Raw genomic sequence first — 15,926 nt, 5'->3', positions numbered from 1 at the left:
ACCTGGCAGGAAAGGGATATGGTCGTCTAGACCGGCGGAGAAAGCGGCACGTGGCGCCTCAGCCAGGAGGCATAGACCGGTGCGCGCCGTACCTCGGACCAGTAGGTCTTGGTCACCGCCTGAACCAGGTCGGGCCCGTGCCTGGCGATGGGGCCGTGTTCGGTCCAGCCGATCATGTGCCGGAACCGCAGCGGGGTTCCGGCGAGCGGCCGGATGACGATACCCGGATAGCCCTTGCTGGTCGCCTGGAACATGCCCACACAGCGTCCCGCGGCGATCAGGTCGATGGCGAGGCTGAGGTCGGCGGAGTAGGCGATCTTCGGTGCGAAGCCCTGCCGGGCGCAGGCCGCCCAGAAGTGCTCCCTGTGACCGGATTCGGCCAGCGCGTGCAGGGTCCAGTCCTCGCAGGCCAGATCGCGCAACTCCACCTCCTCCCGCTGGGCGAGCGGGTGGGTGGCGGCCAGGCCGACGAAGATCGGCTCGACGGCGACACCCGCGTACACCACTCCCGGGGGCGGGGTGAGCTCGTGCCCCGGATAATCTCCGAGCGTGGCGAGTTCGAGCCGCTCGGACTCCAGCAGTCCGGGCAGCAGGTCCATGGCCTCCTCGGTGCGGACGGTGATGTCCGCTCCGGCCAGCAGTTCATGGAGGCACTTGATGACATTTATCGCGAGATGGCTGGACATACAGCCCACTCGGATTTTGAGCTTCTCCGCGGCCTGTTCGGCGTAGCGCATGCCGTCACGCCGGAGCTCGTCGAAGGCCGGCAGCAGGGAGCGTGAACGGACCAGCACCCACATGCCGAGCTGTGTGGGCCGTGCTCCTTCCCGGCCCCGCTCGAACAGCGGTCCACCGAACATGCGTTCGATGCGTCGCAGCTGTGTGGCGAGCGCAGGCTGCGACATCTTGAGGGCTGCCGCCGCCTTGGAAATGCTGCCCGAGTCGGCGATCGCACAGATCGCCCGTAAATGACGCACTTCTAGGTCCACACCGGAAGGTTAATAGTAAAGAACCTTTCCGGTAAGGCCCAACTTTGTTGCGCGCCGTTTTCGTGGGCCGTATATCGGCGTCTGTGCAGCGTGTGGCGTCGGGGGGCCGCATACCAAATCGCATATGACGGCTCGATATGGAGTCCCTGTAAGGAACAAAAGGGACATTTTCACAGCCTGTCAGGCTGGTGAACGGCGTTGGACCCCGCCCCGGGGACGGATGGGACCGGATGGGGGACGGGCGTCTCGGTGAGGCCGATCCTACGGTGCAGGCGGCGAAGAGGCGCGGGCGCCCACCAGTTGGCTCTTCCCGTCAGCCGCATCAGGGCGGGCACCAGAACCGCGCGGATCACCGTGGCGTCGACCGCGACGGTCAGCGCCATGCCGATGCCGAGCTCCTTGAGGAAGACGACCCCGCTCGTCGCGTAGGTGGCGAACGACAGCGCGAGGATCACCGCGGCCGCGGTCACCAGCGGGGCGCCGCGGGAGACACCGGCCACGACCGAGCCGCGCGGGTCGCCGGTGCGCTCGTACTCCTCCTTGATCCGGGCCAGCAGGAGGATCTCGTAGTCCATCGACAGGCCGTAGGCGACGCAGAACATCAGGATGGGGATGCTCGGCTCGATCGAACCGGTCGGGGTGAAGGCGAGCGGGCCCGCCAGGTGGCCGTCCTGGAAGACCCACACCAGTGCGCCGAACATCACCGACAGGCTCACCAGGTTGAGCAGCGAGGTCTTCAGCGGGGCGACGACGCTGCCGGTCATCAGGAAGAGCACGACGAGGGTCACCAGCACGATCAGCGCCGCGACCAGCGGAAGACGGCCCGCGACGCCGTCGTGGTAGTCGGTCATCTCGGCGGGTGAGCCGCCGACGAGCACCTCGAAGGGCGCGGGCACCGCGCGTACGGCCCGAATCAGGTCGCCCGCGCCGGACTCCAGCCGCGCGGAGGAGGCCACGACGGAAAGCCAGGTTCCGCCACGGCCGTCGTGCGCGGTGAACCGCGCCGGGGCGGGGCCGCCGGTCCTGCGCCCGCCGCCGAAGGTCCCGGCGGCCGAGTCGACGCGCACCACGCCCTCAAGCCGGGACAGGGCCGCGGCGTACGGCCCGGCCGCCGCGGCGTCGCCGGTGGGGGCGACGACCCGCAGGGCGTCGGCGTCCTCGGCGGTGAACCCCGTGCGGACCTGGTCGTACAGCAGGCGCGCCGGGGCCGAGGCGGGCAGTACCCGGTCGTCGGGCGCTCCGAAGCGCAGGCCGAGGAACGGCGCGCCGAGCAGGCCGAGGACGAGCAGCGCGGCGCCGCCGGAGATCAGGGGGTGCCGGGTCACCACCAGCGCGGCGCCGTACCAGAGGGAGGAGGAAGAGGGGGCCGGTCGGCGGCGCTCGACACGGGAGCCGAGCAGGACGAGCGCGGCGGGCAGCACGACCAGCGCGGCGGCCACGGCGGCGAGGACGACCGCGATCCCGGCGTAGCCGAAGGAGGCGAGGAAGGGAAAGGGGAAGACCAGCAGCACCGCCAGGGAGGCCGCGACGGTCAGGCCGCTGAACAGCACCGTACGGCCCGCGGTGCGCACGGTCGTGGCGACGGCGGCGCGGACAGGCGCGCCGCCGAGCCGCTCCTCCCGGAACCGGAAGATCATGAACAGGCCGTAGTCGACGCCCAGGCCCATGCCCATGACCAGGCAGACGTTGGCGGCGAAGGTGGAGACCTCGGCGAAGCCGAGCACCCCGCGCAGCAGCGCCAGCGATCCGGCCACGGCGAGCAGCCCGGCGCCGAGGGTGAGCAGCGCGGCGGCCAGGCGCCGGTAGACCCACCACAGCGCCAGCAGCACCATCGGCACGATGATCAGCTCGGCACGGGTGAAGTCGCTCCGCGACTCCTCCATCACCTGGCGGAACACCTCGTCGCCGCCGCCGACCTCGACCCTGACCGGGCCGGACGGGCCGGTGAAGGCCCGCGCCAGGCCGGGCAGGACGTCACGACGCACGTGGTCGGCGCTGCCGGGCACCCAGGCGAGGACGAGCGCGCCACGGGCGTCGCGGCTGCGCAGGGTGTCCTGGCCCGTGGTCCAGTACGACCAGACGTCGCCGGCGCCGGGGTGGGCGGCGAGCCTTCGGGTGAGGTCGCGACCGGCCGCGGCGACGCGGGGGTCGTCAACGGTGCCCTCGCGGGCGGTCACCAGGAGCGTGACGTTCGGCACCCCGGTTCCGAAGCGCTCGGCCAGGACGTCGCGGGCTCGCGTCGACTCCGAGTCGGGTGCCTCGAACCGGTTGAGGGACAGCCGCGTCATGGTCCCCGAGGCCAGGAGGGCCGCCACGACGGCGACGATCATCCCGGCCGCGACCAGCCATGCCGGGCGCCTGGTCACGAGACCGGCGAGTCTGCTGAGCATGGATTCCCCCATTGAAGTATTTTTACGAGTAGTCGCTCGCATCAAGCGAAGATTACGAGTGATTGCTCGTGTTTTTCAAGCGGGGTTCGAGAGAAAGGAGGCCGATGGCCGAGACGACGGAGGATCCACGGCCGCGCAGACGGCAGGCACGCGGGGAACGGCGCATGGCGGAGATCCTCGCCGCGGCGGCCACGGTGTTCGCCCGGCTGGGGTACGAGGCCGCGACCACCAACAAGATCGCGGCGGAGGCCGGGATCTCACCGGGCTCGCTGTACCAGTTCTTCACCAACAAGGAGGCCATCGCGCGGGCCCTCGTCCAGGACTACCTCCTGGAGCTGGGACGGGCTCACCGTGGCGCGCTCGACCTCGCCGACCCCGCGGGGCTCGGCCTTGTGGAGCTGGTCGACCGGGCCGTCGATCCGATCGTGGCCTTCAACCTCGCCCATCCCGGCTTCAAGGCGCTGTTCGCGCGCCCCGACATGCCGCCCGAGCTGGCCGCCGCGCTCGCGCCGCTCCAGACGGCGTTGCGGGCACGCGTCGAGCAGATCATCGGGGAGCTGGCGCCGCACCGGGACGGTACCGAGCGCGCCCGTGTCGCGCTGACCTGCGTGCACATCGTGCAGGGGGTGATCCCGCTGATCACCTCGGCGGACCCGGCCGAGCGTCCCCCGCTGACCGGGGAACTGAAACGGGCGCTGTGCGGCTACCTGGAGTCGCTGGTCGCGCGCCCGTGACCGCTCACTCCGTGGCGTGCCGGTCCGCCGGGCGTTTCACAGCGGGGTCGGCGCTCAACGGTGATCGGTGGGCCGAGCCTGTTCCACAGACGGTTGCGGTAGGAGGGGCGCAGCGGCCGTACGCTCCGTCCGCTCAGGTGGAGATCCAGCTCCGCCGACACGTATATCTTGTCGGCGTTCGCCGTACCGGTGCCGCCGGATGCGTCAGGAGAGTGATGCCTCGCCGGTAGCCGGGCTGTCCCCGTGCGGCCCCGATCCACGCCAGTGAGGATCGGAGCCGCGCCCACGCCGTCATGCGCGGGCGGCGCGGATCGGCCGCGGAGCGACTTGTTCCTGGTCACTCGCCGTTCTTGGCGAGAACCGCGCTCGCGTTGGCCGTCCACTTCTGCGTGGTCTGCTGAGCGGCGGCCAACTTCTCCTTGTTCTTGGCCACGATGAGCTCCTCGTAGGCGATCCGCACGGTCTTGTAGACGCCGGTGAGATTGACCTCCTTCTGGCAGGTCGCGTCGATGCCGGCCACTCGCTTCTCCTCCGCGTCAGCCGGGGTGGAGGCATTGCGGCTGGCCCACCGGACGTCGTGCCGCGGGACCACGGGGCTTTCGTACCGCAGACCGTTTCTGGACATACACGTCTTCCAGGCGGAGACGGCCTGCCTCACCCTGCTGTCACCCATGGCCGAGATGCGCGAGTCCACAGCGAGCGCACGCGAGTCGACAGGAAGTTCGGCGGTGTCGCCGTAGATCTTCGCCTTCGCCTCCCCGGCGCAACCGCCTGCGGGAACGGTGTGGCCTGACTTCGTCCTCGGGTCGCGACCGTCATAGGCGGCCATCTGTTCCTTCGACGGCCCGTGCTTGGGCCTGACCTTGCTGAGCCTGGCGATCTCGGGTGCGACTTCCGGTCGTGGATATCCCTTGTCGGCCGCGGTGGCAGGGTCGAGATAGTCGAAATAGTCATATTCGTTGAAGGAGGTCTCGTCCCACGAGCGTACGATTCCATCCTCCCAGTCCGTGAAACCGATCGCCCGCATACATGAGTTCGCTGCGGCGTCTCTGGCCAGGCTGAGGTTCCTGAGTTCCTCCATTGACGGCAGATACGGATCCAGCGGCATGGGGATCCGCTTCCCGTTGGTGACCTGGAGAACGGATCCTATCGTCGGCTCCGGGGTCTTCTCCGGAGGAGAGGGGAGAGGTGAGCCTTCCGAGGAGGCCGGGCCGGGAAGCGTCGCCGACGGAGAGGACGATGATGTCGTGACGCTCGATACCGAGGTGTACTGCTGTGCGCGTTCCACACCACAGCCGGCGACAGTGAGACCGACGATCACCCCGAGAGAAACGACGCTGGTTCTCTTTCCGATGGGAGAGGTGGTGAAATTTCTCATTGTCCGTTCCTCTTCCAGTAGCAGTTGATGTGCTCGGACATGTAGCCCGAGTAGCCTGTAGGGGTGCAGGTGTCTTCTGTGTAAAGGGTGGTTTGATCGTATCTGGCCACCACCAACACGTCGTGATAGGGGTTCCCCTGGCAGCCGGCTCTGTTTATCCAGGCTGAGAAGTAGCGGTTGTATACCGGAGACCAGATCGAGCGGTAGTCCCACATCTGATAGTAAGTGTCGACCCTGTTGTACTGGTCGGGGAAACCACATGCGAGCCCGAAATCGTCATTGTAGGGCCTGTCGGCATGTCCTAAAACTTTGCTGCTGTTGTTGTTGACTATCAAATAGTAAGGGTTCCACAGTTTGAAGTCCGACCAGAGCTGGTTCTGGGAGGCCGCGTCGTAGGGCCATACGATCACCCGCGCCCCGTTGTCCAGGGATGAGCCAAGAACCTCCAGATAGGTTCCGGTGGAGTTACTTTGCCATCGATATGTGCCATCGGCATGGGCAGGTGATGACGGAACCGCGGAGGACGCGAGCATGGCTGCGAGCGTTGCCTTCGTCAAGAGCCCGACGACCCTTCGGGCGCGTGCGAACCTACTTCCCACATGAACTCCTTCTGTATCCGCCCAACGATCGGCGGCTGGCGCTCGGCGGTGAATGTGAAAGCTCTCGAACAGTGATCTATGCCATGGACGCACATCCATACTTCGATGTGCCACGAAATTTCCACCCGGATCTGGCGTGAAATTTCAGTCCTATGGGACTGGTCGGAGGGCGGAAAACGGCCGCCGGTCCGGGAGGGGCGACGGGCAGGCGCCGGCGCGAAGACCCGGGGCGGCATGCCGGAAGGCCGCGCCATGGCAGATCCAGGTCGTCCGATCCATCTGCTGGGCAGGGGCCGGAGATGATTTCGGTGCACCGGACTCCTGTAGTGACGCCCGGCCGGAGTCGATCTGATTCTCAAAAAGTCACAACCTTGTGAATCAAGGTCGGTGGTCGAGAACGTTTTGTCGGTCCGTCGGGGTTTCTTCTGGTGACGTTTTTGTGTCGGAGGCCGATGTGCGACCTGTTCCGCTCCTCTTCCCGAGGGTTGATGGATCCACTCCTGTTCGCCTTTTTGGCAATTACCGAGAACACGGTCGAACGTTGCCCTAGTCGGAGCGATGCGGCTCGGCGATGATCATCTTTATGATGCATCACGGAGTTTGTGGACGCAAGATATTTTTCTAGTCAAGTCCTGTTGATCTAGGGTTGTCCGTGTGATAGCTGTGATCGTCGGGGTGATTTTCCGTGACCCCCATCCCCTTACTCTGGCGGTATTAAATGTTGCGGACCGTGTTCAACGGGATTGCTCTCAACATGTTTTTGGCCGCGGCTCTAACTCTTCAGGCGATGTCTCCACTGAATGGTGCCGCGGCTGAAACGTTAGAAAATCGAAATCCAGAAAGAACGATTTCCCAATCGACCCCCGACTCCTCCGCCGAGCTCGCGTATGTGGCGCCTGAGCAGCGGGATCGTGTTCTGCCGAAGGGGTGGCAGGAGTCGAAGGACGTCGCCTTGGCCACGGCGGGCGACTCCACCGGGTTCCATGTGCTGGTCGCGAAGGAGAGCGATGGCTATCAGTGGCGTACGGTCGCCACACTCAGCGAACCCGGAATGGACACCGATCAGTGGATCGGCAACGCCTGCCTGACCGGTGCGGGAACCCGGGTGATGGCCGTCTACGCTCCACGGCATTTCACCAACCGGCCCGAACTCTTCGCGAGGGGAGCCTTCGCCGCGGTCGTCGACATCGGCACCGGCGAGGTCACCAAGCTCAGAGACCAGGTGACCCTGGCGTATTTCAACCCGGGCTGTGGCGCGGGTGACGCCGTCGCGCTCACCCAGGGGGCCGACGAGAATCACCGCACCAGCAGGTTGCTCCGCGTGGAGACAGGAGCGGGTAAGTCCACCGATCCAGTGGTGGTCCCGGGACAGGTCACCTCAGCGGTCCCCTACGGGGACGGGTACGTGGCTGCCAGGAACGCGGCTCTCGTCTCGGTCTCCAGGGCGGGGAAGACGAGGACACTGACCAAGGCCGGTTCTGTCCCGTTCGACATCCGGGTGGACGACCAAGGAGGTGTCGTCTTCGCCGAGGCGGACGCGGGCCGTATGACGGTCCGCTATCACCGCGACGGCACGACCCAGACCCTGGCCACAGGCGACCTCGGACGGTTGTCGGTCCACGCGGGAGGCGGCGGCAGGGTCTTCCTCGTCGGTGAAGCGGACAAGGTCCGGAGCCTGCCCGGCACGGTGACCGTCCTTGACGCCCCGGCTGACGGCCAGGTCTCCTCCCGGGGAGGACTCGTGGTCACCGCCGCCGCCCGGCGTGGCCTGCGTGGAGGACTTCGCGGAGACCCGAAGGACACCGGAATCGACGGGGTCGGCGGGAACAGCGCGGCCCCCGAGCCCATCGACGTGAAGGCGGAGGTTCCCGCGACACAGGCGAAGCTCGACTTCGAGGTGGCACCGGAGGCGAGGACGACACCGAAGATCAGCACGGGAAGGCTGGCGAATCCCAGGCTCGCTCAGGCCATGGGGCAGAAGGCGACCAGAAGAGCAGGTGCGCCCCTGGCCGCGGAGGACCCGGTTGACGTAGGTCACACGTGCTCGGTGCCGCGGAACGATCCGAAGCTCCAGACGTATCAGCCTCACTGGCGTCAGGTGGAGTGGGCGGTCGACCAGCTGGTGCAGAAACGGCTGACGCTGACCCGGCCGGCGAACTGGAAGGGGTCGGGGCTGCCGGCCTGGTCGCCGCAGGCGATGTTCCCCGCCGAGGACCTCCAAGGCGGCGGACGGGTCCCGACGAACATCATGCTTGGCATCCTGGCGCAGGAGTCGAACCTCTGGCAGGCGCAGCGGCGCGTTTCCGAGGGCGAGACAGGAAACCCACTGGTGGGCAACTACTACGGGGTCAACATCTACGACACCGACCCCGCCAACGACTGGACGATCGACTTCTCCGATGCGGACTGCGGGTACGGCATCTCCCAGCAAACCGACGGGATGCGTAAAGCCGGTTCGGAGCGAACCGGTGAGGTCGCCTGGCCGCCGGACAAACAGAAAGCCGTGGCCCTCGACTATGTCACCAACATCGCAGCCGGCCTGCGCACGCTGACCCAGAAGTGGAACCAGATCCGCACTGACACCGGCGGGCAGATGATCGCCAACGACGGCAGCTCCTCGAAGCTGGAGAACTGGTACTTCGCGATCTGGGCATACAACTCCGGCTGGCATCCGAAGGCGGATGCCAATGGCAACGACGACAAAGGTAAGCCGAACAACGGTGCCTGGGGTCTCGGCTGGACCAACAACCCTTCCAACGCCTTCTGGAAACCGGGTCGGCATCCGTTTCTGGACGGCAATGCTTATGCAGATGCGTCCACTCCGCAGTACTGGCCCTACCAGGAGAAGGTGCTGGGCTGGGCGGCCTGGCCCATCACCAAGACCTACTGGGACACCGCCGCGGGCAAGTATCAGGACCAGGCCGGATACAACCCCTCCTGGTGGAATCACACCGATTACCGTTCCGCGATAATTCCGGTGATCCAGAAAGCGAACCTCTTCGTCGTCGACTTGAGTGCGTTCTGCGTCGCACCGGGCGGCTCGGGCGCGGAACACAACAACTGTCAGCCCGGTACCGTCAACCAGGAGAATCCAGCCGCCACTCCGGCCGGTACGTGTCTGCGCGCGGACCTCAAATGCTGGTGGCATATTCCGAAAGCATGGAAGAGCTGCCCGGCCCAGTGCGGGAACGAGGGCACCATCCGCTACTCGGACGCCTCCTGGGCATCCACTGAGCGCGAAGAACCACGAGACTTCTGGTATCCGTGCCTGACCCCCGGGCTGCCGTCCGGCGCTCTCATCGTTGATGACGTCCCCCGTACGGCTCCCGCCGTACGTGGTGGCTGTGACAACAGCGGCTGGACCAACTCGGGAACCTTCACCCTCGAATTCGGCAGGGACGCCAAAGGAAAGGCACCCGCGAAGGCGGACTTCCAGCAACTCGGTAACGGTTTCGGCGGCCACGAGTGGTTCGCCTACACCCGCAACGCGGCCCACAACGGAGCGGTGATGCGGGTCACCGGCACCTGGACGCTCGACCAGCCGGTAACCGGACTCAGGCAGATCTTCGTCCACCTGCCCGACCATTACGGGTACACCCGCCAGGCACGCTACGACGTGCACACCGCACAGGGCATCAGAGCCCGGGTGATCACACAGCGTCCAGTCAAGGCGAACCCAGGACAGCAGGCCAACCGTTGGGTCTCGCTCGGTGTCTTCAACTTCTCCGGTACGCCCAAGGTCTCGCTGAGCACCCTCAACGGCAACGGCACCGGGGACGAGAGCGTCGTCTTCGACGCCGTCGCCTTCGCTCCGGCCTCCTGCCCCTGACGCCCTTTGGAGACGGTGTAAATCATGAGATTTTTCCGCGCCCCCCGGCGGAAAGCGGCCGCCATCGCGCTGGCCGCGGTTCTGTCGGCCGTGTTCCTTCCCTCGGCCTCGCCACAGGCCAATGCCACGACCGGCGCGCGCTCCGGCCCGGGAAGCGCTTCGGCGAAGACGTCGCCGGCCCCTGACGACCCGAAGCCCTATCACCGTGTTGAACGCAAGGAGAGCGCGCTCCACAAGGAACTGACCGGGAAACGGGCCGACTTCGGTCCTGCTGACCCGCTCTCCCAGGCATGGGCCAAGCACAAGATATCCACCGAGGAGTACATCGACCTCTCCCTGAAACGCGTCGCGAGACCGGGAGACCTCCCGAAGGAGTACCGTCCTGCGGCCGAACTGCCCTCCTCGGCGGGACTCGCGCTCGGCTACGCGCTCTCGATGCATGACAAGAAGCGGGAGAACGCGAACAGACTGATCGATGCATCAGGCCTGTCGGTGACGTCCGAACCACCTCAGGAAAACGCATCGGCGTCCGCCCGGAACGCCGCCTCCGCGTGGCCGGACTGCGACGCGGGGGACTACTCGTACCTGTTCCACAATTTCGACTGTAAGAGAACGCTCAATCTGTCGAGGCAGATCAACGTCTACTACAGCGTGGACGGGCTCAAGCCGCTCGATGGCGTCCCGGCCGTCGACCTCAACACGAACGGCGTGCCGGACGCCATAGACACTTTCGTGGGATCCCTTTCCACGGCATGGGCCGCGTACGAGTCCTGGGGATATGGCTGGCCGTCGAAGCCAGTTCACATATTCTTCGGCTTCGACGAGAACAACAACCCGGGACTGACACTCCCCTTCGGCGACAGCCTCGAAGACGGCGTGATCATGATCCTTCCCTCAGATCCCGGGCCTGACAGATACACCTACCTCGCCTACCACGAGCTTTTCCACGCGACTCAGTACTACTACCTGCCTCTCCTCAGCGTTATCGTCGACCTGCCCTCGGTCAACTGGTGGATGGAGGCGACGGCGGAATGGGCCACGCACCGGATGTACAACCTGGTCAATCCGTCCGCGCCGGGCTGGGACATATACAGCTACGCGCTCGATGAGTTCCTCGGCAACCCGGAACGAGCCGTCAACGCGAGTACCTGGCCCTGGCAGGCGCACAAACGGCAGTACGGTGCCTTCCTCCTGGCCCAGTACCTGACGGAACAAACCGACATGGATTTCGTCCGCCACACATGGGAGGAGATCCCCTTCGACCTTCCCATCAGTTCGATAGCCCAGGTCGTGGAGGGCTACAACCTTCAACTACCGATCTTGCTCCAAGGGTTCGCTCTGGCGAACTACCGGCTGACTGCCGACGTGCCCGATCTAAACCGTTTCATCGGCTCCCCGGTGGGATACCGCGACCCCCACGCGACAAGTCGGTGGAGCTCTGAGCTCGCGCCTTGGCTTGGACGGCCGAAACGGTCCAGCGAGCAGGCTCTGGCCTGGGGAAGATCCGCCAACGGATCGGTCGAGGTCTACCCCGGCGGAACGACCTACCTGGAGTTCACCGGCCCCTCCAGCGGGCAGAGCAGGCTGACCCTGCAGTTCGGGGCGCAGTCGATCCCGCAGATTCAGTTCCGATACTTCCTCGTGACCTGGCCCGCCACGGCCGGAAAGCCATCCGCGACGCCGTCCCGGTGGAGTCGTCTGGACCCCAGGGAGGACACCAGCGGACAAGTGAGCATTGCGGTCGCCCCCGGCGAGGTCGCGACGCTGATCGCGACACGCACCGACCTGGCCCCCGAATCCGGCACCGCTGACTCCTACGTGAACGTGGCACAGCTCGACTGGAACGCGACCATGACCGCCGAAACCGCGGCCCAGCCCAATAACGCGCTCAACACCATGTGGACGAACCAGGCGACTTCCGCCAAATGCGCCGACTGGAGCGGTGGGGATGCGGTGCAGTCCACTCGCTTGCCCAGCGGCAAACGGGCCTGGTTCTTCTCTGACACCTTCCTCGGGGACCCGGCCAAGCGAGGTGCCGGGAACGAGACCAGCTACATTCGCAACTCCATGGTCGTTCAGGACGGATCCACCCTGCGTACCGTCACCGGAGGAAGCACCTGCAAGGAAACCGACCCCAGCACGGACTTCTGGTCACGTTACGCGAAGACCCCGGTGGGCGAGGGCGGCCAGTACTGGACGGGAGACTCGAAGGTCCTTCCCACCACCGACTCAAAACACGAGGTGGTCAAGTTCTACTACGAGGGAACAGGAGACCAGGACACCCGCGGTGCCTACGCGCGGCTCCCGGTCGACGCCCTGGAGACAGACAATGTTCTCCAGGTCACTCCCGCCAATCTCGATGACTGCTCGGTCAGACCCCCGTACCCCATTGTCTGGGGAGCGTCGCTCGTCGACGATGGTGGCTACACCTACATCTACGGCTGGGAAGCCGACGGGACCAACGCCGAGAAGTCGCTGTTCCTCGCCCGCACCTCGCAGACGACCGCCTCGGCCTTCACCAACCAGGCCAACTGGAATTACTACGCCGGGACCGGAAGTGGCGGAGCCGCCCAGTGGGTGGAGTCGTGTTCCGCCGCCAAACCATTGGTCCCGAAGACCGAGGTGGACTTCAGTGTGATCCGGCTCAACGGCCGATTCTGGCTGGTGCACCACACCCCCGCGGCCCAGACGCCCGGAAAGATCGTCGCGGTTCCCTCCTCGACCGCATGGGGTTTCGGATCGGCCCAGGTGGACCTGTACACGCCGCCGGAGACACAGACGAACCCCAAGTACGCCGCGGTGTATGGAGCCAGGGTCCATCAGAACATCCTGTCCGACACGGGCAAGGTCTCCATCTCCTACACCGTCAGCACGAGCGCGACGAACGTCGCGTGCTGGGCTCGCGGCTACTACTTCCCCGACAACCAGTACCCGCGTTTCGTCGATGTCCCGACGACCGCGTTCTTCTCCACGACGGTGCCCTGACATCCTGACTCGATACGATCGCGGGGCGACCGGTCGGACCCGTGAGGGCCTTCCGGCCGCCCCTGGGAAGGAGAACGAGGTGAGGACATCGGCATCTGGCGCTCGAAGACGTGCCCTGACGGGCGTCGGGCTGATCATCCTGGTATGTCTCCAACTGAGCGCCTGCCAGATCGGGCGGGATGAGCTTTTCACGATCACTAATGGGACCGGGGAAACGGTCGTCGTGACATGGAACGGAATCGTGTACGCGACGCTCTCTCCGGGAGAAAGGAAGCAGAGCGCGTTGCCCGGCGACTGCCCGGCTGGGCCCTCGCCGCGTAACGACCTCTCGGCCGTATCGGCCAGTGGCAGGCGCTACGACTACGAAGGGCCGGTCTGCAACGGGCGCACCTGGTCGGTGGGCTCGGCGGAGAGCCGCTCCCCGAGCGTGTTCCCCACCTGAGGCAGGCCTCGGCACAACGCCGGCCTGGCGCACGGGCGCAGGAGAAAAACTGGACGGGCCGCTCCTGTTTAACCCGGTGACGAGAGCGCCGGACCGCTCCGATTGATCGTTTTGACGGAGTACGGCGCGGAGCACGGGCGGAATTTTCTGTCTCCCGCCCATGCTGTGAGTGCTCCGGTCACCAGGGCCCCTCGGCCGGATTCGCCGGGGACACGATAGGCGGAGGACGGCCCGTAGGTTCTCCGGCTGTCGATTCCGCGTTTCGCGCCGCTCACTCCGTGGCGTGCTGCCAGTAGGGGTCGCGGTAGAGGACGACGGTGGTGCCGCGCAGGAGTTCGTCGGGGGCGGAGACCAGGACGAGTTCGCCGTTGGCCTCAAGCCCGCGCAGGACGTCGCGGACGCGGGGGCCGACCGGCAGCCGGCCGACGGGCAGTTCGAGGGTCGCGCGTACGGCGTCCGCGACCTGGGAGAGCCGGAAGGGCTCGGTCAGCGGGGTGATCAGCTTGCGGACGAGCTCCACGGTGATCACGGCTTCGGCCTCGGCGTAGGCGAGTTCCCAGCTGAGCTGCGCCTTGCGTTTGCCGGTTCCCGCGCACGAGGTGCAGGGCTGGGAGAAGTTCGGGGTGATCTGCTCGGTCGTGGTGCCCAGGCAGGTGGTGCACTGGTTGGTTTCCATGGCGTGCAGTTCGGCGGCGTCGCGGTCGGCCAGGTGTTTGCCGCACAGGCACAGGTAGCGTCTGAACCCGCCACGAACCACGAGGAGATCGTCGGCGTCGTCCGGAATCTCGTCCCACAGCGTGGTCATGGTGTGTTTTTTCATGATTTTGTGACTCTATCCACCTCAGCTCGTCTGACGCAGTTCAACGGGGACCACCCGCGTGGGCGTGTTCCACAGCCATTCCTCGGTGATGTAGGTCGCGGTCAGCAGCGTCATCAGGGCCAGGGCCCGCTCCGTCGAGGTGGACGGGTGCGCCCCGCAGTCGCCGAACCGGCACATCCACAGCTCGACCGGACTGTCGTCGCCGAGCTGTTCGTGCACCGACGGCCTGGCCACGCTGACGCCGTCCCGCCATATGTCGATCGAGCCGCTGGTCAGCGGAAAGCCCCCGGCGAGGACTCCGCCGCCCGAGGTGACGCGGCGGGCGACGGCGTCGTGCACCGGCAGTATGCCCTCGGCCTGGAAGAGCACGACGCCACCGCCGGGAGGGCTCGCGATCCGCACGGTCTCAAGGGGGGACTCGCGCTCGGCCAGCCGCAGTTCCCCGCCCCTGATCGGCGGGCACCACTCGGGCACCGCCCCCAGGCGGCGGACCACCTCCTCCTCGGTGACGCCGCCGACGAACGCGATGCAGAACTCCTCGTGGTAGTCCTCGTAGGAGAACATCATCTCGTCCACGGTCTCCTGGATCTCCCGCAGGTTCGGGCCGATCCGGGGAGCGCCGGGCAGGTGGGCGAAGAGGTCGGCCAGTTCGGTGAAGAGCGCCTGGAGGCCGGGGGAACGCCCGGCGATGCACGGCCTCCACGGGTCGGCGCCCGCCGCCAGCAGCAGCCTGACCGCCTCGTCCTGGCCGTGCCGTACGGCCTCCCAGAGGGGGGTCACCCCGTCGCCGTCGGTCGCGTCGACCCGCGCCCCCGCGGCCAGCAGCAGCCCGATCACCCGGACCGCGCCCTCCTGGGCGGCCTGGTGCAGGGGCGTCGAGTCCAGCCAGGGAAGCCGTTGCCCGGGGTCGAAACCCTCGGCCAGCCGTTCGCGGATCTCCTTCAGGTTCGTGTCGCTCCACGCGCCGGTGATCTCACTCCACTCGATGTCGCCCACTGTCACCCCATCTCTTCGCGATGACAGGATCAAATCACTCGAAGGCGACATTTTCGATCAAACCCATACGTGACAACCGGTCAGAGATCCGAGTCGTCTCCGGCAGGCGGTGCCGGGGGGTCAGGGCGAGAACGTTGTGACAGGCGGTTTCGAGGTCCACGCGGTGGCCGACCGAGACGAAGACCGGTTTGACGCCGTCCCGGGTGCGCAGCACGCGTCCGACCACCTCGCCGTCCAGGACCAGGTCGCTCCACGATCCCCGCGTGGTGCCCGGAGCCGAGTACGAGCCGACGAAGGCGGTCTTCCCGACGCCGATCGTGGGCAGGCCGGTCAGCACCCCCAGGTGACAGGCCAGGCCGAACCTGCGGGGATGGGCCAGGCCGTACCCGTCGCAGACGACGAGGTCGGGCGGAGCGCTCAGCCGTCCGAGTGCCTCGACGAGCGCGGGCATCTCCCGGAAGGCGAGCAGCCCCGGCACGTAGTCGAAGGCCACCCGGCCGCCGACGACGACCTGCTCGACGACCTCCAGCGTCGTCCCGTCCAGTACGGCCACGGCCGCCGAGAGCCGTTCCCCCTCGTAGGCCACGTCCACCCCGGCGACCCTGGCGGGCCGCAGCGGGCCGGGACCCGTCAGGTCGACCAGTGGCCGCAGCTCGTCCTGGATCGCCTCGGCTTCGGCGATGGTGCGGGGCGTTCGTGCCTTCATATACACATGATCGCTATTTTTGACGCGTGACGCCGTACTCCAGGGCGGGACATCCCAG

General features: G+C 66.5%; 11 protein-coding genes. 4 read left to right on the top strand and 7 right to left on the bottom strand.

Translation table 11 applies throughout. The features are described 5' to 3' along the window. Positions 1-26: 26 nt before the first annotated feature. On the bottom strand, positions 27-989 hold the full coding sequence (locus ACFOYY_RS17890) for a LysR family transcriptional regulator (protein WP_352013013.1): 963 nt from the start codon (positions 987-989) through the stop codon (positions 27-29). A 170-nt stretch (positions 990-1,159) separates the two neighbouring features. Beyond that, entirely contained in the window at positions 1,160-3,379 is a 2,220-nt protein-coding gene (locus ACFOYY_RS17885) for an MMPL family transporter (RefSeq protein ID WP_386190357.1), read from the bottom strand. Positions 3,380-3,483: 104 nt separating this feature from the next. Here ACFOYY_RS17885 and ACFOYY_RS17880 point away from each other — a divergent pair, with 104 nt between their 5' ends. After that, the gene (locus ACFOYY_RS17880; RefSeq protein WP_386190356.1) at positions 3,484-4,113 is read left to right on the top strand and encodes a TetR/AcrR family transcriptional regulator; all 630 of its coding nucleotides are present in this window, start codon (positions 3,484-3,486) and stop codon (positions 4,111-4,113) included. Between the two features lie 337 nt (positions 4,114-4,450). Here the strand turns inward: ACFOYY_RS17880 and ACFOYY_RS17875 are convergent, their stop codons facing one another. Further along, on the bottom strand, positions 4,451-5,491 hold the full coding sequence (locus tag ACFOYY_RS17875; RefSeq protein ID WP_386190355.1) for a hypothetical protein: 1,041 nt from the start codon (positions 5,489-5,491) through the stop codon (positions 4,451-4,453). Next, positions 5,488-6,090: an RICIN domain-containing protein gene (locus ACFOYY_RS17870; RefSeq protein WP_386190354.1), complete on the bottom strand. Its 603-nt coding sequence runs from the start codon at positions 6,088-6,090 to the stop codon at positions 5,488-5,490. The genes ACFOYY_RS17875 and ACFOYY_RS17870 overlap by 4 nt, the downstream gene beginning before the upstream one ends. A gap of 730 nt (positions 6,091-6,820) precedes the next feature. Here ACFOYY_RS17870 and ACFOYY_RS17865 point away from each other — a divergent pair. The 3 genes from ACFOYY_RS17865 to ACFOYY_RS17855 all read left to right on the top strand — a co-directional run bounded on the left by ACFOYY_RS17865 (position 6,821) and on the right by ACFOYY_RS17855 (position 13,346). Next, positions 6,821-9,919 carry a golvesin C-terminal-like domain-containing protein gene (locus ACFOYY_RS17865; RefSeq protein WP_386190353.1) on the top strand — a complete coding sequence of 1,033 codons (3,099 nt, stop codon included), beginning with the start codon at positions 6,821-6,823 and terminating at the stop codon, positions 9,917-9,919. Between the two features lie 24 nt (positions 9,920-9,943). Then, entirely contained in the window at positions 9,944-12,904 is a 2,961-nt protein-coding gene (locus tag ACFOYY_RS17860; protein WP_386190352.1) for a hypothetical protein, read from the top strand. Positions 12,905-13,127: 223 nt separating this feature from the next. Next, positions 13,128-13,346: a hypothetical protein gene (locus ACFOYY_RS17855; RefSeq protein WP_386190351.1), complete on the top strand. Its 219-nt coding sequence runs from the start codon at positions 13,128-13,130 to the stop codon at positions 13,344-13,346. Between the two features lie 271 nt (positions 13,347-13,617). Here ACFOYY_RS17855 and ACFOYY_RS17850 read toward each other — a convergent pair whose 3' ends face one another. The 3 genes from ACFOYY_RS17850 to ACFOYY_RS17840 are packed head-to-tail and all read right to left on the bottom strand — an operon-like array spanning position 13,618 to position 15,868. Continuing rightward, complete coding sequence (locus ACFOYY_RS17850) at positions 13,618-14,166, bottom strand: hypothetical protein (protein WP_352013010.1); 549 nt, start codon at positions 14,164-14,166, stop codon at positions 13,618-13,620. Positions 14,167-14,187: 21 nt separating this feature from the next. Further along, positions 14,188-15,168, bottom strand: coding sequence for an ankyrin repeat domain-containing protein (locus ACFOYY_RS17845; RefSeq protein WP_352013009.1), 981 nt, complete (start codon positions 15,166-15,168; stop codon positions 14,188-14,190). Between the two features lie 28 nt (positions 15,169-15,196). After that, positions 15,197-15,868 carry an endonuclease V gene (locus tag ACFOYY_RS17840; protein ID WP_362915752.1) on the bottom strand — a complete coding sequence of 224 codons (672 nt, stop codon included), beginning with the start codon at positions 15,866-15,868 and terminating at the stop codon, positions 15,197-15,199. Between the last annotated feature and the right edge of the window lie 58 nt (positions 15,869-15,926).

The sequence above is a fragment of the Streptosporangium jomthongense genome (assembly GCF_042650425.1).
Lineage (GTDB): Bacteria > Actinomycetota > Actinomycetes > Streptosporangiales > Streptosporangiaceae > Streptosporangium.
This window is presented reverse-complemented; position numbering and strand designations above follow the sequence as displayed.

Bases quoted from the DNA above. Each gene is read 5' to 3' on its own strand.
- ACFOYY_RS17850 (WP_352013010.1), bottom strand. From the start codon at position 14,166: ATGAAAAAACACACCATGACCACGCTGTGGGACGAGATTCCGGACGAC.
- ACFOYY_RS17880 (WP_386190356.1), top strand. From the start codon at position 3,484: ATGGCCGAGACGACGGAGGATCCACGGCCGCGCAGACGGCAGGCACGC.
- ACFOYY_RS17885 (WP_386190357.1), bottom strand. From the start codon at position 3,379: ATGCTCAGCAGACTCGCCGGTCTCGTGACCAGGCGCCCGGCATGGCTG.
- ACFOYY_RS17860 (WP_386190352.1), top strand. From the start codon at position 9,944: ATGAGATTTTTCCGCGCCCCCCGGCGGAAAGCGGCCGCCATCGCGCTG.
- ACFOYY_RS17840 (WP_362915752.1), bottom strand. From the start codon at position 15,868: ATGAAGGCACGAACGCCCCGCACCATCGCCGAAGCCGAGGCGATCCAG.
- ACFOYY_RS17875 (WP_386190355.1), bottom strand. From the start codon at position 5,491: ATGAGAAATTTCACCACCTCTCCCATCGGAAAGAGAACCAGCGTCGTT.